Raw genomic sequence first — 16,839 nt, 5'->3', positions numbered from 1 at the left:
TTCTTAGCCTTTTAAAGCTCCGACCATGACTCCCTTAACAAAGTATTTGGAAACAATCGGATAGAAGAACAGGATGGGTAAAGTCGCAACCATAATCGTTGCATACTTAATCGTTTCGGCAATTTGAAAGCCTTGATCCGCACCGGCCCCACTTGTCATGCTTTCCGTCGAATTCGCAAGCAATATTTCACGTAAGATAAGCTGCAGCGGGAATAAATCTCTATCTTTTAGGAAAATCGAAGCATAGAACCATCCGTTCCATTTCTCAACGGCATAAAACATGATCATAACGGCTATGACAGGCATGGATAACGGAATAATGATCCGAAACAAGATGACATAGTGATTGGCTCCATCTATTTTCGCCGACTCTTCCAAGCTATCTGGAATGGCCATGAAAGAAGTTCTCATAATAATTAAATTAAAAGTACTGACAGCAAAAGGAAGTACAAGCGACAATAATGAATTGTAGAGCCCAACTCCTTTAACGACCAAATACAAAGGAATCAAGCCGCCTTGGAAGAACATCGTAAACAAAATAATAAATATAAACACGCGGTTCCATAAGACATTCTTTCGCGACAATACATAAGCACCAAGCGAAGTTAGCAGCAAATTTATAAATACGCCCACAACAATAATGATGAACGTGTTACTGTACCCCGTTAGAATACTATGATTGCTTAATACTCGTTTATAAGCCTCGAGATTCATTCCGTATGGCTTTAGAAGCAAGCCTTTATGAGCCATAAATGAGCTTGCATCGCTAATCGATGCGAACCCTACATAAACCAAGGGATATAGGGTGACTATAACTAATCCAAGCATGATGATCATAATAACGACATCAAATATCTTTTCGGACCGATTCATCTTGTTCATTTCGTCCCTCCTCCTTACCACAATCCGTTTTTAGTGATTTTACGGCTGATCTGATTCGCAGCTACTAATAAAATCAAATTAATCACGGAATTGAATAGTCCAACGGAAGCACTGAATCCCCAGTTAAATTCCAGTAAACCTTTTCGATAGACATAAGATGAAATCACATCAGCCGTGCTGTACGTTACCGGATTATAAAGCAAAATAATTTTCTCAAATCCGACATTAAGTAAATGGCCCATCCGCAAAATAAACATAATGGCGATCGTAGGTGCTATACCAGGCAGTGTAATGTTGAGGATCTGCCTCCACCGGCCTGCCCCATCGATTTTGGCGGCTTCGTATTGCTCTTGATCGATTCCCATTAAAGCGGCCATATAAATAATGGATTCCCAACCGATTTTTTGCCAAATTTCAGAGAGAACATAAATCGAACGGAAATACTCTGGCTTCTGCAGTAAGGCCTGCCCGTCACCGCCAAAATGAACAAGGGCCGAGTTAATCACACCGCCACTATTGGTGAAATCGGTTATGATTCCGCAAATAACAACCATCGAAATAAAATGAGGCATATAGGAAACGGACTGTACAAACCTGCTGAACATCTTATTCCTTAACTCATTGATTAACAAAGCTAATAGGATTGGAGCAGGGAACTCGAAGAGAATGGAATATAGACTAAGGATCAACGTGTTCTTAAGAATACGCCAGAAATAAAAGCTGTTTATAAAATCCTTGAAGTTCTGTAGGCCAACCCAATCGCTCCCCAGAATTCCTTTAATTGGAGAGAAATCCTTAAAAGCAATAACGGCTCCATACATAGGCGCATAATGAAAGACAGCGTAGTAAATAAGAACGGGAAGCATCATCAGATATAAGGATTTATTCAGAAGGAAATCCTTCACGAATAGATTCTTCTTAGTAATCATAAGGTTTCCTTCTTTCAAATTGTAAAATCTGGTTGTTGGTTAGAAGGGGAGGTACTCGCCCTCCCGCTTTCTCCTTCTATCGCTTGTTGTATCGATCCAAAGCCGTTTTCTGGATCTCAATCGCTCTGTTAATGTTCAACGTTTGAAGCTTGGTCATGTACTTGTCTAATTCTTCGACCGGTGCAGCTCCAAGAATAATTTTAAGAGATGTTTCATCCACTAAAGCATTCACTTCGTTCATAATTTTAGCCAATTCCGTGCTTTCTTCTGGAGAGGCGGTAATTGGAGGAAGCGCATATTTCGCAGCATCTGTATTTTGCCAAGTAAGGATGGCGTCTTTTTGCTGCTTCATTGTGTAGTACTGCTCAAGATAGCGAACATCCTGAACGAATGGACCGCTTGTATTTCCTCTGATGTAGAGACCCATCGCTTGCGCAAGGGATAACTTCTCAGGGTTGTTCATCAGCAAATCCGTATATTTCGGATACCCATTATCCATTTTGTAGCTAACGCCCTCGGTGCCGAAATTAAAGAAGTTATGTCCTTCTTCGCTATAGCCGTAGTCAAGGAATTTAGCGGCAAGTTCCACATTCTTGCTAGTTCCTGTAATTGCAATCATGCCACTAGGCTCCGAGCCAAATGCAAAGCTTTTTTGACCGAATTTCGGTTTATCACCCTTGTTCAGAACGGGATAAGGAGCTGCAACAAGGTTATATTTAGGATCTTTGGCTTGAACAGCGCCTATCCATTTCCCCATCCCACTTCCAGCAGCGCCGATGGAGGCACCGGATTTACCGGACGTCATGTTGGCGTCTTGCGCTTTAACATCGACCGTAGCGATATTCTTATCGATAAGTCCCTCGGCATACCATTTACGCATCGTAATCAGAAAATCTTTGTAAGCAGGCTGTGCCGGCCCGAACTTTACTTGGCCGTTATCCACATAGAAGGAACGGTTAATCCCGTAGGCTCCTATGAAAGCTCCATTATTGAGATCGTTGAGACCCCGGAATGTCAGTGGAGCCTCTACTCCTTTTTTCTCTTTGAATGCTTTCAATACCGTATACCACTCATCGATCGTAGTCGGCACTGGAAGATTCAGTTCAGTTAAATAGTCTTGTCGTACCATTGGCCCTTGGAAAACCATCAGAGATTCATCACCGCGTATGAATGGGAATGCATAGTAATTTCCGCTGTCCGTTTTCACCATTTTATCGACTTCGGGATGCTCTTTTAAATACTTCTTCAAGTTCGGAGCGTACTTATCAATCACATCATTGAGTTTCAAAATGGCTCCATCTTTGATCGCTTTTTCAGGACCGCCAGGGAAGTTCGTCTTCCAGTTATATTCAATCATGTCCGGCAGATCACCAGAAGCCAGCGTGACGTTCAACTGTTCTTTTTCTTGGCCCATAACAGGGTTTATAAAATTGATCGCAACCCCTGTTTTCTTCTGCCAATCTTGATAAAAAGGAATATCTTTCACACTTGGCTTAATCTGTAGGATTGGGTTAAAATCCGCTGTCCAAAATGAGAGCGTCTTATCTGTTTTCATCGGATACGTCGTTGCTGTTTGTGCGCTTGGCGCGGATGATGGTGACGTCGTTGACTGTGTATCCGTTTTGCCACTGCATGCGACTGCGAGTGAACTCAACATAATAATGGATAATGTGCTTGATATCAGTTTCACGTTCTTCTTCATCTGTATTTACCTCCCTATAATGTGTACGATTTCGATTTCTGGCGATTTCCCTTTCGCCTCTTTATTATGCTTCTGTTAATCCGCTTTGAATATCTTAAAATCCTCCAACAGCATCAAAAAAAACATAAAATCGATCTGAATTTTGTACAATCGCATATTACTTTTTTCATTTCCACGTCCAAAATAGGAAAAAAGACCGCTTTGCAGCGGCCTTCTTCGGTCATTTTAAATACATTTCTTTATATTTGCCAGGAGTAACTCCCTCATACTTTTTAAATATCCGAATCAATGCGTTAACATCGCTGAAACCGACAAGGCTGGATATCTCGTTCAGGGTGATGTTCTGACTTTCAATCAATTCTTTCGCTTTCACAATACGAACTTTATTCATGTAATCGAGAAGCCCTTCTCCTGTTTGCTCTCTGAACAATTTGGATAAATAGGTTGATTTCATATCAAACCGCAGACCAATCATGGAGATATTCATATCCGGGTCCTGATAATTTTCTTGAATAAAGCGGACGATATTTTGCGCTAGTGTCTCCAGATCCTGATGTCTGACTTGAATCAGCGCTGATTTCCTTTTGGCCAAATTATTGCTACATACTTCCCACAACATCTCTGTGAGCTGTTCATGCATATCCTGCATCGTTTCACATGCCGTCAGCTTCTCGATTTCTTTCAAACTACCGCCAGATGATTCTTCCTGTGCATCACCTGTTTCATGAAGTGCCTTCACCATCGTACTGACCAAATCAAACATCAAGCAGCGAGCCAGTGGTAACGAAATCTGATTAATTTTCAAATTCCTGTCCACGATGGAATCGAGCGTTTCCTTTGCCCTGTCATATTCACCAATTTTCAAAAAATTAATGAGCTGCTGTTCCACCTGTAGGGGGTAGTAATAGCCCTGAGGGATTTCATTCTGCGCTTCATTTTGAATTTCATGAAAAGAAATAATTTCTTTTCTGCCCATAATAAGCTTATACTCCATCGCATCAACGGACTCTTTGTAGGCAATCGAGAGATCGACAATGGATGTGTGGATATTACTGATCGAAACGGTAAGTTCGATTTGGAATTTAGTTTTCAAAAACTGCTGTGCTTCGCTGGCCATTTGACGAAGTTCGGTCAAGCTGCCTGCCTGCCCCGTGTCTCGGAAATTAATAATGCAAGCGAGCATGTTATCAATCTCCGTCATATACCCAATATGCCTCGTGTTCATGATCTCCTCAACTACATTGGCAACGATAAACTGAAGCAATTTGGCTTTCTCATTGTCACTCTTTCCTTTGATGCTAGAGAAAAACAGATCATTGGTCTCTAGATACAATAAAAGAACGGCGTACTGATCACTGTCAAAATGCATCTCGAAAGCAGGCAGCGCATCCTCTATCGGGATTTGATTATCTAACCTGCCTTTTAATAATCTAGTCATAAAATTAGATCGCAGCAAATAATTTTGCTGCTTTAGACGATCCTTGACTTGCTCCTTCTCATTGACGGTATTAGAAATCATGTGATGAATATATTGAAATTCGTTACTCCCGTCATGAAATTGATCCGCCGATTCATCTGTGAAGGCATGAATTAATTGTTTAATCGGATTATAGTTTTTCTTTAAGAAGAAGAACGTTAAGAGAATCCCTCCGAGAATACTCACAGCGATGCTAATGTAAGTAAACCACCTCACTTTGATCGCTTTTTGCCAAACAACAGCACTTGGCATTATCGTCACAAATTTAAGATTGGATTTCTTGGAAGCGATATAATCAAACACGGAGTCTTGTCCATTGTACGTTTCATGGAAGGACCCTTGATCTTCAGAAAGGACTCGATTCGTTAATACCGGATGCTGATTGGTCTCCAAAGAAGATAGCAGAATCTGATTATCTTTATTCAATACCAAAACTTCGCCCCCGTTGAACATTTGAACGTTCTGAAGAGCAGTTAATAACTTTGCCCCATCGACAAGAATCACGACCGCTCCCTCAGGCTTGGCATCAAGGTCCGTTGTAAAATAACTAATATGGGCAATGGACTGATGAGTACTACCGTCCACCCCTCTGTAGACCATTGGAACAAAAGCCGGCTCTTTCTTCGAAGTGATCATGGACATCCAATCACCATAGCTGAGATCAGGGTTGTCATGGACTTCCTCGTATACATCCTTGCCGCTTCGTACCACCCCTGGCAATAGACCGGTATCGCTCGGCGCGTAATAGACATAGAAATTAGTAATTTGTGGATAGAAGGTTTTGTACATTTTAAAATCCATCGCCACTTGATAGAGGGAATACTGGAAGTCATCCCGCCCCATTTTATTCGTATACATGAGATCTTGGATTTTGGTATTCCAAGTAATCTCTGTATTCAGTCTTAAAACACTCTCAAATTCATTGTCCATGATTTCACGAACTTGTTTCAATAATGCATCGTTTGCCCTATGAATTTCATCTTCGAGAGCCGCATTTGATTCACGATATACAAAAACACCAATTAGAATCGGCAGAAACAAAATGGCAACGTAAGAAAATAACCAGGTTAAAATAACGCTTCGTCTTTTCATCCAAATATTGTTTAATATGATGTTAGCCTCCAATCCCAAGCAAGAAAAATGTGTAATTTCATGTTACACTACCTTATCTCGGTTTGAATAGAGCGAACATTAGTTATTGCCCAATTAACATTTAATTAGAACAGGAAACATAAACAAGATCTATCTGCATTCTGCAGAACACTGTTGGACAATTGACCAAGCCTTTCGGTCATTGCAGAATATGTAGCATAAAGAGCAGTCGGAGAACTTCTCATCTCTCGACCGCTCCTTTGCAGAACTGTCTACTCAAGCTCATTACTCGAAATTATTACTGATATATGCCGGTCAGTTCTCCTTGAAGATATCGAATTTCAACTTACCCTTTAACTGCACCTACCGTTAAGCTGCGCTCTACCTGAGAACTCATAAGTAAATACAGAATGATCGTAGGCAGCGTTGACACGAATAGTCCTGCTCCGATGGGTCCCCAAGAAGTGGCGTGTTGCCCCGACAGCGACATGATCCCAACCGTCAACGTCTTCAGGTTATCACTGCTGATAAACGTAATCGCAAACATTAATTCGTTCCATGAGGACAAGTACGTAAATATGGAAACGGTTGCGATAGCTGGTGCCACCAACGGCATCATGATCGAAGCAAATGTCCGATAGATTCCGCTGCCGTCTATAAAGGCGGACTCTTCAAGCTCTCGGGGAAGTGTAACGAAAAAATTAACGATGACAATTATCGCCAGAGACAATCCGAACCCGGTATAAGGAAGAATCAATGCTAGTCTAGTGTCCAGAAGACCCGTAGTTTTCAGAATAAGAAATACCGGTAGCAAGGCTGCATGAATAGGAATCATTAGCCCAATCATAAAAACGGTCAGTGTCACTTTACTGAGCTTCCATTTCATCCTTGACAAAGAATATGCGGCCATAGTCGCCAAGATGGCGGTAAGCAGCATTGTAGCAAATGTAACAATCAAACTATTGATAAAATAGAGACTTAGCTTACCACCAGCAAACAAGGAACTATAATTTTCCCAATGCCATACCTTCGGAAAACCAATTACGTTGCCACTGAATATATCTGCGTTATCTTTCAATGAAAAAAGAAAGAGCCATACCAAAGGAAATAGTTGAATAATAGCAAATACGATGAGAAAAAACTGCATAATCAAGGTACTGATCCTGATTCCGCTTTTTCGTCGTGAAGCATTCTTTGCCTGTTGTACAGTCATTATTAGGCCTCCTAACGAAAGTAATGGTCTAGTCTGTTTTAAACATTTTTTGAATCATAACCGTAAACAATAAACACTCTAGAATGATGATGATCGCAAGAGAGCTTCCGTATCCGTATTGATACTGCTTAAAAATATTGCTGAACATCCATGTACTTGGTACTTCAGTAGCATGCATCGGGCCGCCATTCGTCAATACATAAATGAAATCAAACGTTTTTAAGGATCCAATAACAGCAAAGATTGTCGACAATTTCAGCATCGGCTTAATGAGCGGAATCGTAATATAGAGGGATGATTTCACTCCCGTTGCCCCGTCAATCCGCGCAGCCTCATAGAGATCCTCCGGTATGGACTTGGCTGCTGCAAACAGAAGCAGCATATGATAGCCGATAAATTGCCAAACGATAGGGATGAAGGTAGCAAGTAAAGCAGTTTTGGGGTTGCCTAACCATTCCCCTTTCCAAGCTTCCAATCCGAGACTTCCCAAGACCCCATTCAGAAGACCAAAGGAAGGATGATAAATTTTCATCCAGAGCTGCCCGATAACAACCGTGGACATAACAACTGGGATAAAATATACCGTACGATAGAAACGGTTACCTTTCACGTTACTAGCTAAAAAGAGCGCTAAGACTAGCGAGATCGGAAGCTGTACAAAAACGGAAAGGATGGCAAGCACAATGGAATTCCATAGTGACTGTCTGAAAATATCATCATCACGAAACATGGTGACGTAATTCTCAAGACCGACGAATACCCCCTTGCCTACGCCGTCCCAGTCCAACAAGCTGTAGTAGAAGGAAATAAAAACAGGCAGCAGCACAATGACTGCGTACCACAATAATGCTGGCAATGTAAAAAACAATATCGCTTTCTTGTTGCTTAAAACGCGATCCATGATAAGATCCTCCTTGAGGGAAAGGAGGAGAGCGTTGAACTCCCCTCCTCACGGATATGGTTATCTCTCTAATGCCTGCATTTGAGTCCCAAATTCTTGAGGCGTTACTTTGTTTGATAGAAGCTTTGCGACAAGATTCATATGCGTTTCTCCTTGTTTGCCCCCCAAGTACAAGTCATACAAGGGAACAACACCGGTAGATGTTTTGAAATTCGCTAGAACATCTTTCAATATCGGGTCGATTTTAGACTCGTCGACGTTCGTTTTCCACGTAGGTAATCCAGCCCCTGCTTTGTAACCTTCGCTTGATAGATTTTCAGTCAAATACTTCAAGAATTGAACAGATTGTTCTGGATACTTGGTTTTCGAGCTTACCATGAACGTATCAAGCACGCCGCCAATCCATTCATTTTCGTTCCCCGCTGCTCCTTCTATCGTCGGAAATTTCATAACCTTAACTTTGGCTTTCACATCTGGAGCCGTGTCCAGTGTTTTTGCAAACCAGCTGCCATTGTAATACATCGGTATTTTACCTGCCAGGAACACGGCCTCCGACTCATCCCGAGATAAACCCATGTAGCCTTTCATAAAAGCATCCGCTTTCGCTAATTCCTGAAGCTTTCCTGTCGCTTTTGTAAATGCAGCATCTTCGAATGATGCTTTACCTCTCAAAGCATCGTTATTCAGCTTTGCTCCACCTTCACGCAGTGCGAATACGTTTTCGTAAAACTCGCTTGTCCACAGATCCTTGCCGCCTACTGCCATCGGATCGATGCCTTTGGCACGGAACGCTTTTACTGCATCAAGGAGCTCCGTATAGGTGGTCGGTATTTTAATATTGTTCTTATCGAACAGTTCTTGATTCACGAAAAAAGTTCCAAGCCACATCGTATACGGCAAGCCGTAAACTTTACTGTTATAGGTTAAATTGTCCAGAGAACCTGCTGTTAGCTTATCTTTGGTTCCGTCGTTCAGGTATGGATCCAGTGCTAGAACCTTACCGCCATCAACAAATGGCTTCGAAAAGCCCGCGCCATAGCTAAAGAATACATCCGGAAGTCCATCAGCCGCTGCAGCAGTTTGTACTTTCGTTTTATAAGCGTCGTTCTCGGCGGACTCCACGTCCACCTGAATATCAGGGTGGTCTTTATTCCATTTCGCTACTAGCTCATCCCGAATGGGCTTGAAATCTCCTGAAGGCCAAATGGTCCAGAGTTTCAACTTAACTTTCTTCGCCGTTGTAGAAGACTGGCCCTCCGTTCCATTGCTAGCGCTATCATTGGAGGCTTTGTTGCCGCTTGAGCATGCAGTTGCAGAAAAAATTAGGAATAATGCCAATACTAGGACACTAAATCTTTTCATCTTACAGATCCCCCCTTAAATTAACTTGCATCTATCATGTTCGCCTTCGTCATCAAGCATAATCGCCTGGCTGCGTCTTGCTCTGCATGGCAACGCCAAAATCTGTATAAATTCGTTGGGTCAAGTCGATGCCCCGCCCGCCCGCGATATGATGTGCAAGGATCTGGAAAGGTACGATGAGTGCAATGGGTGCTTGGTATTCATCCAATGATAGAGGCAGCCCAAGCGTCCGTTCATCGTTACTTTCGCCCAGCCTAATGGTGTACGTATACGGTGTGATGCGCGATTCATAGGCTCGGAGCGCCTCGAGTCGATGTTTGACCGGACTTTCCGTTTCCAAGAAAAAGATGCGGTGCTCCGGATTGACTTCTAGGTACGGGCCGTGCATGAATGCTTCTAGTTCGATCCCTTGCGTCGGCAGTCGGACCGTTTCTGAGAATTTGGTCTCCATCTCTTTTGTCGTGCCAACGGCCGGCCCATTACCGACCACAGTGAATCGGGGAGCACCCACGAATTCCTCTTTATATTGCTCATAGAAGTTTTCCGTAGCCGTTATAATGTCGGGGAGAGCTTTTCCGAACTTTCGTAATGCCTCGAGCTCACTGTTTACTTGATCGTCCGAAGCGATCCCTTTGCGCTGTGCAAGGCGGAGTCCGGCGAGCATGAAGGTTAGCACCGTCGCAGTGAAGCCCTTGGTCACGTACCCTACTCGTTCCTTGCCGCAGCCGATCTCCGTCGTTGCGTTCGCCACCTCAGAGATCGCGCTGTTCTTATCGCTTGCCATCGCTATCGTCCTTATATCGGATTCCTGACGTACTCGGGCTAAAGCGCCGATCGTCGACGTGCTCTGGCCGCTCTGCGAAATGCCGATGGCAAGATCAACATGCGGGGAGATACGGTCATAATGTGTAAAATGAAACGGCTCTTTGATCTCCATCCGGACATTTGCCCGGTTCTCGACATAATACTTTGCGCTTAAAGCAGCATTATAGCTCGAGCCCGTTGCGAATACGAGCCAATCAGACGTACCGAGCGCGATGTCGACGAATTCCTCCACGTTATCCGGAAAGCGCGAGAGGATCGATTGAACCATCTCCGACTGTTCCAACACGTAGGTCATCATAGTAGGTTTATCCATAAACCGCAGTCCCTTCCCCGGTCATACCGATCGCTTGCATACCAGCCAATGCTGCCCCGACGAGCCCTGGCTCCGGCAACTTCGTATTCACAAGAGGTCTGGTAACGAACCTCATCGTTTTCGTATTTAAATATGACTTGACTCTGCCCACAAAATAATCACTCTCCATGACACCGCCGCCCAGAACGATCGTATCGGGATCGCTGACGCGCACGAGGTTCATGATGAGCGCCGCTGCGGCGCTTGCCGCTTCTTCGCAGACACGTGCGCCGAGCTCGTCTCCACTTTCCGCCGCAGCGAAAATGGCTTGGGCAGGGACGCGTTCGCCACTCAGAACTTCCAGAGACGAATTTGGATATTGGCTCTTCAGAACGACCACTCTCTCATGAAGACCAAGGCCCGAAGCGATCCGTTCGACGCATCCTTTACGCCCGCAGCCGCAAATCACATCGCTGTGCAAATCAACAACCATATGGCCGACTTCGCCCGAATTAAAACTCGCGCCGTTCACGTAATGGCCATCCACAATGAATCCTGCCGCGATTCCAGTGCCGATATTCAAATAGATGAAATTATCGGACTGCTTCCCCCATCCGAACTGCTGCTCCGCCTTCGTCGCACAAGCGACGTCATTGTCGATGCCGCAACGAATTCCGAACGTTGATTCGATGATCGCCTTAACGTCGGTCTCCACGGATTTCCCCGGTTCGATCTCGAGCCAGACGCCTCGCTTCTCATCGACACGACCGACAACACCAATCCCAATCGCCACTGGCTCCACCTGAAATGAAGAAGTCTTCTTATAATCTGCTATCGCATGAATAATATTCTGCATCGCGATTGCTTGGCTTGTCGTGTCGCTTGGATAGGATTTCGTCCGAATAATCTCTCCCTCACCCGTGACCTCCCCTAATAGAATGCTAGTACCTCCCAGATCGACCGCAATGACCGATTCTGAAAACTGTTTTTCCATGGAACACACCCCCTTATTATATGGTAACGTTACCAAACAAGCTCGTTTGAAGCGGTTACAAATGCAATCTTAGCAGGCGATAACACTACTGTCAACCCCCACTTTCCGCCTAAACAACAAGGAAATCCATTCATTACAGTCGGTATTCCACAAAAAAATAATTTGGAATCGTTACCATATACCTGTTGCGCTGCTTGATAAATTGCGATAGAATTAAACTAGTAGCAAGGTTTGCAAAAAGGATGTGTCAAATTGAAGAGCAAGATTACAATTACAGAGATTGCCCAAAAAAGCGGCGTGTCCGTATCCACTGTATCGCGCGTGCTGAACAATAGCCCCTCCGTTTCCCAGAAGAAACGAGAGCGTATCCAACAAATCATCGACGAGCATAACTACACCCCCAGTGTATTCGCTAGAGGTATGATCAATCAAACGACCAAAAACATCGGTGTTATTTTACCGGATATTACGAATCCTTATTTCGCCTCCTTATTTCTTCAAATCGAGAGTTTCGCCTTGAAAAACATGTACGCCACACTCATGTTTAACACGATGTTCTCTCGCGACTCGAGGCGCTTCGACACGCACTTAACTGAAGAAGATTATTTCAAGATCATTCTTGAGAAGCAAGTGGATGGCGTGCTGATTCTTGGTGGCCAGATTGATAAAGAGGATATCGCTGATTCATTCATCCATGCCCTTAACCAGCTTCACCAGCACGTGCCAGTGGTCGTTGTCGGAAGCAAAATCGAAGGATGCGAATGCTTGTTTGTCGAACGGAATCTCAAGCAGGGCGTTACTTCCATCGTGCATCATTTCATTGCGCTAGGCCACGACAGGATTGGGTTCATCGGAGGAGAGCCTGGTATTCGCGTCACCTCTTCCCGGATTGAAGCGTTCAGCAAGGCCATGAAGTCGCTCGGACAATCCGTCTATAACCCTTACATCGTGACCTCGGACTATTACGCGCCGGACGGCTATGCTGCAATGATCCAATTACTCGATGCTAACCCGGACAGGCTGCCTTCAGCAGTCATCGCCCATAACGATATGGTAGCGCTCGGCGCGATTCGCGCCATGAAGGATCGAGGGGTACACTGTCCCGAGCAGATTGCCATAGCAAGCTGTGATCAATTTCAACTGAGTGACTTCAGTATTCCGCGACTGACTTCAATGGATCAGCATAACGAGTATTTGGGACGAATGGCCGTACTACAGATGATTAGCGCGATTAACGGCTCCGACGAGACGATCACCATTAACCATTCTCCTGAACTCGTGATTCGCGAATCGTGCGGCGCCACTTTCAAATCCGGTTAAGAAAGTCCCTCCAGCAAAAACGCGCCCCAAAAAATTTAGGGGATCGCGTTTTTTTGTGCTCAGAATGTTATTTTTTAGATTCTCATTGTTTCTGTGGATTATGGCAAGCATTTGTAATAAGTTTGTGAATTTATGTTAATGTTTAATGAGTTGACTTTACTTTTCTAAAGGAATCATAACAGTTAACGTTGTGCAGATGGATTCTACGCTTTCCACAGAGATTGTACCCCTTTGATGATGCACGAGGTTATATGTGATCATTAAGCCATGTCCGGTTCCGCTAACATATCACATGGAATACCGCACCCCTGATCCTGAAAGCTAATGGTTTCGAATTAATCATCCCTCATGTTAGTGAGGCGAATTGAGACCGCCACTTTGCATCACTTCAATACCATTATGATAAGGTTGATAAACACTTGTTTGATTTGATTAAGATTGTAATAAATCCATACTTCCTCTTCCGTCCAATAACTCACCATTTCAATGTCAACCATCATGGTCTGAACATTCATTAGTGAAGCCTCCGAATGCCACGTAGCATTGGTTATGCGCTATCGTTCGTTGGCACACTTGTCATCGGACAAGCTGCGGTTGAGGCGGGAATTGTTTCCGCGGCTATGGTCATTGTAGTTTCGATAACTGCAATTTGCAGTTTTGTCTTCCCTTCCTACGATTTATCCAACGCTATTCGCATTCTGCACTTCCCTTTTATGGTGACGGCTGCTTCTTTTGGATTATTGGGAATTCTAACAGGATTGTTTGGACTCGCTATGCATATGAACAATTTGTAATCGTTTGGCGTACCGTATTTAAGTCCTTTCTCACCACTAGAGCTAGACAAGCAGAAAGATCCCCTGTTTCGGTTCCCTTTTCACATGTTATTTTCAAGATCCCGTTTCGTTCGTGCAGGCAATGTGGTCAACAAAAAGAAGAATAACGTCAGGAGTTGGCATTCGCGTGTGCGATAAACACTTTCCTTATTGATGTGTGTCCTACTTCTAAGTGGTTGTTGGAGTCGCAATGAGTTTAATGATATCGCAATTGCTGAAGAAGTGGGTATTGATATCGCAGGAGATCAATTTGAATTCTCGGTCCAGATTGTAAATCCTGACAGTATGTCGAAAACCAAAGGGGATCAAGCTCTACCTATTATCATATATGCCGCCAAAGGGAGCACGCTAAATGAAGCGGTTAAAAGGTTGGCTTCATCGATGTCAAGAAAAGTCTATTTCTCACACATACGCATCCTTGTTCTATCGGAGGAATTGGCTCAAAGAGGCGTTTCGAAGTCAATGGACTACCTACAAAGACGCAATGAATTCAGATCGGATTTCAAGTGTGATGACCCCGTTGGCATACAAATTGTAGGTAACACCGCTTCTGGAACAGGCACCAATAAAAGTAACATTAACTTTGTTACCCCACCCGTTAGGTTGCGTTACTTTGGAAATGGCGTATTCAAAAATGATCGTCTTGTTGGCTGGCTGAATGAAAATGAATCACACGCCTATTCCATCATAACGGATCATTCCAAACCGTTCTTCCATGCATGTAGATTGTCCTCAAGGTGGATATGTTGGCCTTGATATTGAGCGCGGTAATACGAAAGTATATGCCAAAGTTAAAAATGACAAGCCGGAAATGTTCATCGAATCCAGGTTTGTGGGACAAGTCGCTACGAAACTCGAGACGATAAACTATTTAATTAAAGGAGCTCTTAACTTTGAAAACGCTGCAATGAACTTTCAGCAGCAATGGGATGAGCGCAGGCGGCCTCCATATGCGATTCTTATCGGACTTGTGTATCCTCTTCTAATTTTACTTATCGGATTAATTCATAAGTTTAGAACGAAATATAACGTCAAATAAATACTTAATTTTCAACTTGGTCCATGCCTTTTGATTCTATGGGTAACACATACAGGGGCGAATGTGATCAATAGTGGAAAGTCATACGTGTAGGCAAAAGTACTAGAATTCATAAAGATGTACCACTACAATTTATACAGACAATATAAGAATAATCCAGCTGTAAGTGTCTTGCTAAACGTGCTCCCTGCGCTTTATATCGAGATCGATAAAGCCTTTCAGCTCTTCGAAATCTTTGCCACGGTTTTACATACCAGCTTGTACCTCTGCCAAATAAATCCGAAGCAATTTTACATCAAATAAGGAGATTCTTACGCTAGTACAAAATGGTTTGAATATCTTGCTGCGTTGAACGATCTGACCATCATAGGTGGCCAGATCGTCGACACCCGTTCCCCCTTCTACAATCAGAGTGGCATGGATGAAAACCGCACGAACGTTATCGTCGATACCTTTAACGGGCAGATCTGTCTCAAAACAGTGCCGAATACTGGCTTCCCCGTCGCAGAAAAGTCTCTGAGCTCTTCATTAAAGCCATATGTGCACATCAGTATGGCCAATCTTCGTAATAACGACGCCTTCGGCACAACCCTTTCAATGTAGCGAATAAGTTCTCTTACCGCACCTTTCAACGCAATTACTCCAATCCTCATCATTACCAACCTCGCTCCTGCATACGTTGAGACGCATCCAGCTTGGAAATTTCAATTCCCTTCATAGGAGTACCAAGATCTTTGGAAATTTCAGCAATCAATCTGTAATCGGTATAGTGAGTAACAGCTTCTACAATCGCTTTCGCGAATTTTCCCGGGCTGTCGGATTTAAAAATACCGGAACCGACAAATACGCCATCAGCACCAAGGTGCATCATAAGCGCCGCGTCAGCAGGTGTAGCTACGCCGCCTGCGGCAAAGTTAACGACTGGAAGTTTGCCAGTTTCAGCAACTTGCAAGAGAAGCTCGTACGGAGCACCAAGCGTTTTAGCTTCAAACATTAGCTCATCCTTGGACATGCCTTGTACTTTGCGAATTTGGCCTTGAATCATTCGCATGTGGCGAACTGCTTCAACGATATTGCCTGTTCCAGGCTCACCTTTGGTACGAAGCATCGAAGCGCCCTCGCCAATACGACGCAGGGCTTCACCTAGATCACGAGAACCGCAAACAAAAGGAACCATAAAATCGCGTTTATTGATATGGTAAACTTCATCAGCAGGTGTTAAGACTTCACTCTCATCAATATAATCAACGCCCAGTGATTCAAGGACTTTCGCTTCTACAAAATGTCCAATTCTTGCTTTCGCCATAACGGGGATAGAAACAACTTTCATAACCTGCTCCACAATCGTTGGATCAGCCATACGGGATACGCCGCCAGCCGCACGAATATCAGCAGGTACTCGCTCAAGAGCCATAACTGCGGATGCACCAGCCGCTTCAGCGATTTTCGCTTGTTCAGCATTCATGACGTCCATGATGACGCCGCCTTTTTGCATTTCGGCCATACCTGTTTTGACGCGGGATGTTCCAATTTCCATTTTTTTCGTTCCTTCCACTATAAATTAATGTTTTCTTTCATTTACTCCAGTTCTCTTTGGTTTTCAACTTTCGACCCTCTTAATATATGGTTATATTATGTTTAAATAACATATTTTTCAATTAAAGTGCCAAGTCGAAGCACTCGCATTCCTCGTTTCTACCTCTCACGGAGGGGAAGCCGTTTCTTGCTCCTTTACTAGGTCGTTGCGTTTATGGATTAAAATCTGCAGCTGCTCCGTGCTTCTGTTGTCGTTGTTAAAGTCTGATTTGCTGACCATGGCCGTATTACCATCTCCAGGAACGGTTAACATTTCTTCCGTTCCAGGATTTGCTGTAGAAGTTGTTCCATTTGACGTCCTGTTCCCACAGTTTGAGAATTGTAAAGGCGCCAAATTTTACGATCGCATATGGTGTAGAAAGTAGATCCTATACCATTTAGG

At 43.8% G+C, this 16,839-nt stretch carries 17 protein-coding genes; 4 read left to right on the top strand and 13 right to left on the bottom strand.

What is annotated here, in order from left to right; all coding sequences use genetic code 11:
- Positions 1–3 precede the first annotated feature (3 nt).
- The 9 genes from A8709_RS32915 to A8709_RS32875 form a co-directional block, all read right to left on the bottom strand.
- The gene (locus tag A8709_RS32915; RefSeq protein WP_065859280.1) at positions 4–882 is read right to left on the bottom strand and encodes a carbohydrate ABC transporter permease; all 879 of its coding nucleotides are present in this window, start codon (positions 880–882) and stop codon (positions 4–6) included.
- Positions 883–896: 14 nt separating this feature from the next.
- On the bottom strand, positions 897–1,811 hold the full coding sequence (locus A8709_RS32910; protein WP_065859278.1) for an ABC transporter permease: 915 nt from the start codon (positions 1,809–1,811) through the stop codon (positions 897–899).
- Between the two features lie 76 nt (positions 1,812–1,887).
- On the bottom strand, positions 1,888–3,513 hold the full coding sequence (locus A8709_RS32905) for an extracellular solute-binding protein (protein WP_065859276.1): 1,626 nt from the start codon (positions 3,511–3,513) through the stop codon (positions 1,888–1,890).
- Positions 3,514–3,733: 220 nt separating this feature from the next.
- Positions 3,734–6,082, bottom strand: a complete 2,349-nt coding sequence (locus A8709_RS32900) for an AraC family transcriptional regulator (RefSeq protein ID WP_084225715.1) — start codon at positions 6,080–6,082, stop codon at positions 3,734–3,736.
- A gap of 346 nt (positions 6,083–6,428) precedes the next feature.
- Positions 6,429–7,295, bottom strand: a complete 867-nt coding sequence (locus A8709_RS32895; RefSeq protein WP_065859274.1) for a carbohydrate ABC transporter permease — start codon at positions 7,293–7,295, stop codon at positions 6,429–6,431.
- Positions 7,296–7,323: 28 nt separating this feature from the next.
- Positions 7,324–8,196: a carbohydrate ABC transporter permease gene (locus A8709_RS32890; protein WP_065859272.1), complete on the bottom strand. Its 873-nt coding sequence runs from the start codon at positions 8,194–8,196 to the stop codon at positions 7,324–7,326.
- 60 nt (positions 8,197–8,256) lie between these two features.
- Positions 8,257–9,558 (bottom strand): extracellular solute-binding protein, encoded by a 1,302-nt coding sequence (locus tag A8709_RS32885; protein ID WP_065859270.1) that lies wholly within the window; start codon positions 9,556–9,558, stop codon positions 8,257–8,259.
- Positions 9,559–9,610: 52 nt separating this feature from the next.
- A complete protein-coding gene (locus A8709_RS32880; RefSeq protein WP_065859268.1) occupies positions 9,611–10,696 on the bottom strand; it encodes an SIS domain-containing protein in 1,086 nt (361 codons plus the stop codon).
- Positions 10,689–11,669, bottom strand: coding sequence for an ROK family protein (locus A8709_RS32875; protein WP_065859267.1), 981 nt, complete (start codon positions 11,667–11,669; stop codon positions 10,689–10,691). The genes A8709_RS32880 and A8709_RS32875 overlap by 8 nt, the downstream gene beginning before the upstream one ends.
- 252 nt (positions 11,670–11,921) lie before the next feature.
- Between A8709_RS32875 and A8709_RS32870 the strand changes: the two genes are divergently transcribed.
- Complete coding sequence (locus A8709_RS32870; protein ID WP_065859265.1) at positions 11,922–12,989, top strand: LacI family DNA-binding transcriptional regulator; 1,068 nt, start codon at positions 11,922–11,924, stop codon at positions 12,987–12,989.
- Between the two features lie 383 nt (positions 12,990–13,372).
- On the opposite strand, the gene A8709_RS35575 is transcribed toward A8709_RS32870, so the two are convergent.
- A complete protein-coding gene (locus A8709_RS35575; RefSeq protein ID WP_279615912.1) occupies positions 13,373–13,504 on the bottom strand; it encodes a hypothetical protein in 132 nt (43 codons plus the stop codon).
- Between the two features lie 15 nt (positions 13,505–13,519).
- Between A8709_RS35575 and A8709_RS35755 the strand changes: the two genes are divergently transcribed.
- The 3 genes from A8709_RS35755 (at position 13,520) to A8709_RS32855 (ending at position 14,861) form a co-directional block, all read left to right on the top strand.
- On the top strand, positions 13,520–13,783 hold the full coding sequence (locus A8709_RS35755; protein ID WP_065859263.1) for a spore germination protein: 264 nt from the start codon (positions 13,520–13,522) through the stop codon (positions 13,781–13,783).
- Positions 13,784–13,975: 192 nt separating this feature from the next.
- Positions 13,976–14,578, top strand: a complete 603-nt coding sequence (locus tag A8709_RS35770) for a Ger(x)C family spore germination protein (protein WP_141692731.1) — start codon at positions 13,976–13,978, stop codon at positions 14,576–14,578.
- The gene (locus A8709_RS32855) at positions 14,538–14,861 is read left to right on the top strand and encodes a hypothetical protein (RefSeq protein WP_065859259.1); all 324 of its coding nucleotides are present in this window, start codon (positions 14,538–14,540) and stop codon (positions 14,859–14,861) included. Before A8709_RS35770 ends, A8709_RS32855 begins: the two co-directional genes overlap by 41 nt.
- Before the next feature lie 407 nt (positions 14,862–15,268).
- On the opposite strand, the gene A8709_RS32850 is transcribed toward A8709_RS32855, so the two are convergent.
- From A8709_RS32850 to A8709_RS35010, 3 genes are all read right to left on the bottom strand, one after another.
- The gene (locus tag A8709_RS32850; protein ID WP_065859257.1) at positions 15,269–15,517 is read right to left on the bottom strand and encodes a type 1 glutamine amidotransferase family protein; all 249 of its coding nucleotides are present in this window, start codon (positions 15,515–15,517) and stop codon (positions 15,269–15,271) included.
- Positions 15,517–16,398 (bottom strand): pyridoxal 5'-phosphate synthase lyase subunit PdxS, encoded by an 882-nt coding sequence (gene pdxS, locus A8709_RS32845; protein ID WP_065859255.1) that lies wholly within the window; start codon positions 16,396–16,398, stop codon positions 15,517–15,519. The genes A8709_RS32850 and pdxS overlap by 1 nt, the downstream gene beginning before the upstream one ends.
- A gap of 165 nt (positions 16,399–16,563) precedes the next feature.
- Positions 16,564–16,710 (bottom strand): hypothetical protein, encoded by a 147-nt coding sequence (locus A8709_RS35010; RefSeq protein ID WP_208607784.1) that lies wholly within the window; start codon positions 16,708–16,710, stop codon positions 16,564–16,566.
- Positions 16,711–16,839 lie beyond the last annotated feature (129 nt).

It is taken from the genome of Paenibacillus pectinilyticus, from assembly GCF_001700435.1.
GTDB lineage: Bacteria > Bacillota > Bacilli > Paenibacillales > NBRC-103111 > Paenibacillus_E > Paenibacillus_E pectinilyticus.
The sequence above is the reverse complement of the archived record's forward strand: the minus strand, read 5'-3'. Positions and strand labels throughout refer to the sequence as shown.

Excerpts from the sequence above, each read along its gene's own strand:
- A8709_RS32915 (WP_065859280.1), bottom strand. The coding sequence starts at position 882 with ATGAACAAGATGAATCGGTCCGAAAAGATATTTGATGTCGTTATTATG.
- A8709_RS32910 (WP_065859278.1), bottom strand. The coding sequence starts at position 1,811 with ATGATTACTAAGAAGAATCTATTCGTGAAGGATTTCCTTCTGAATAAA.
- A8709_RS32905 (WP_065859276.1), bottom strand. The coding sequence starts at position 3,513 with ATGAAGAAGAACGTGAAACTGATATCAAGCACATTATCCATTATTATG.
- A8709_RS32900 (WP_084225715.1), bottom strand. The coding sequence starts at position 6,082 with ATGAAAAGACGAAGCGTTATTTTAACCTGGTTATTTTCTTACGTTGCC.
- A8709_RS32895 (WP_065859274.1), bottom strand. The coding sequence starts at position 7,295 with ATGACTGTACAACAGGCAAAGAATGCTTCACGACGAAAAAGCGGAATC.
- A8709_RS32890 (WP_065859272.1), bottom strand. The coding sequence starts at position 8,196 with ATGGATCGCGTTTTAAGCAACAAGAAAGCGATATTGTTTTTTACATTG.
- A8709_RS32885 (WP_065859270.1), bottom strand. The coding sequence starts at position 9,558 with ATGAAAAGATTTAGTGTCCTAGTATTGGCATTATTCCTAATTTTTTCT.
- A8709_RS32880 (WP_065859268.1), bottom strand. The coding sequence starts at position 10,696 with ATGGATAAACCTACTATGATGACCTACGTGTTGGAACAGTCGGAGATG.
- A8709_RS32875 (WP_065859267.1), bottom strand. The coding sequence starts at position 11,669 with ATGGAAAAACAGTTTTCAGAATCGGTCATTGCGGTCGATCTGGGAGGT.
- A8709_RS35575 (WP_279615912.1), bottom strand. The coding sequence starts at position 13,504 with ATGAATGTTCAGACCATGATGGTTGACATTGAAATGGTGAGTTATTGG.
- A8709_RS35755 (WP_065859263.1), top strand. The coding sequence starts at position 13,520 with ATGCCACGTAGCATTGGTTATGCGCTATCGTTCGTTGGCACACTTGTC.
- A8709_RS35770 (WP_141692731.1), top strand. The coding sequence starts at position 13,976 with ATGTGTGTCCTACTTCTAAGTGGTTGTTGGAGTCGCAATGAGTTTAAT.
- A8709_RS32855 (WP_065859259.1), top strand. The coding sequence starts at position 14,538 with ATGCATGTAGATTGTCCTCAAGGTGGATATGTTGGCCTTGATATTGAG.
- A8709_RS32850 (WP_065859257.1), bottom strand. The coding sequence starts at position 15,517 with ATGATGAGGATTGGAGTAATTGCGTTGAAAGGTGCGGTAAGAGAACTT.
- pdxS (WP_065859255.1), bottom strand. The coding sequence starts at position 16,398 with ATGGAAATTGGAACATCCCGCGTCAAAACAGGTATGGCCGAAATGCAA.
- A8709_RS35010 (WP_208607784.1), bottom strand. The coding sequence starts at position 16,710 with ATGTTAACCGTTCCTGGAGATGGTAATACGGCCATGGTCAGCAAATCA.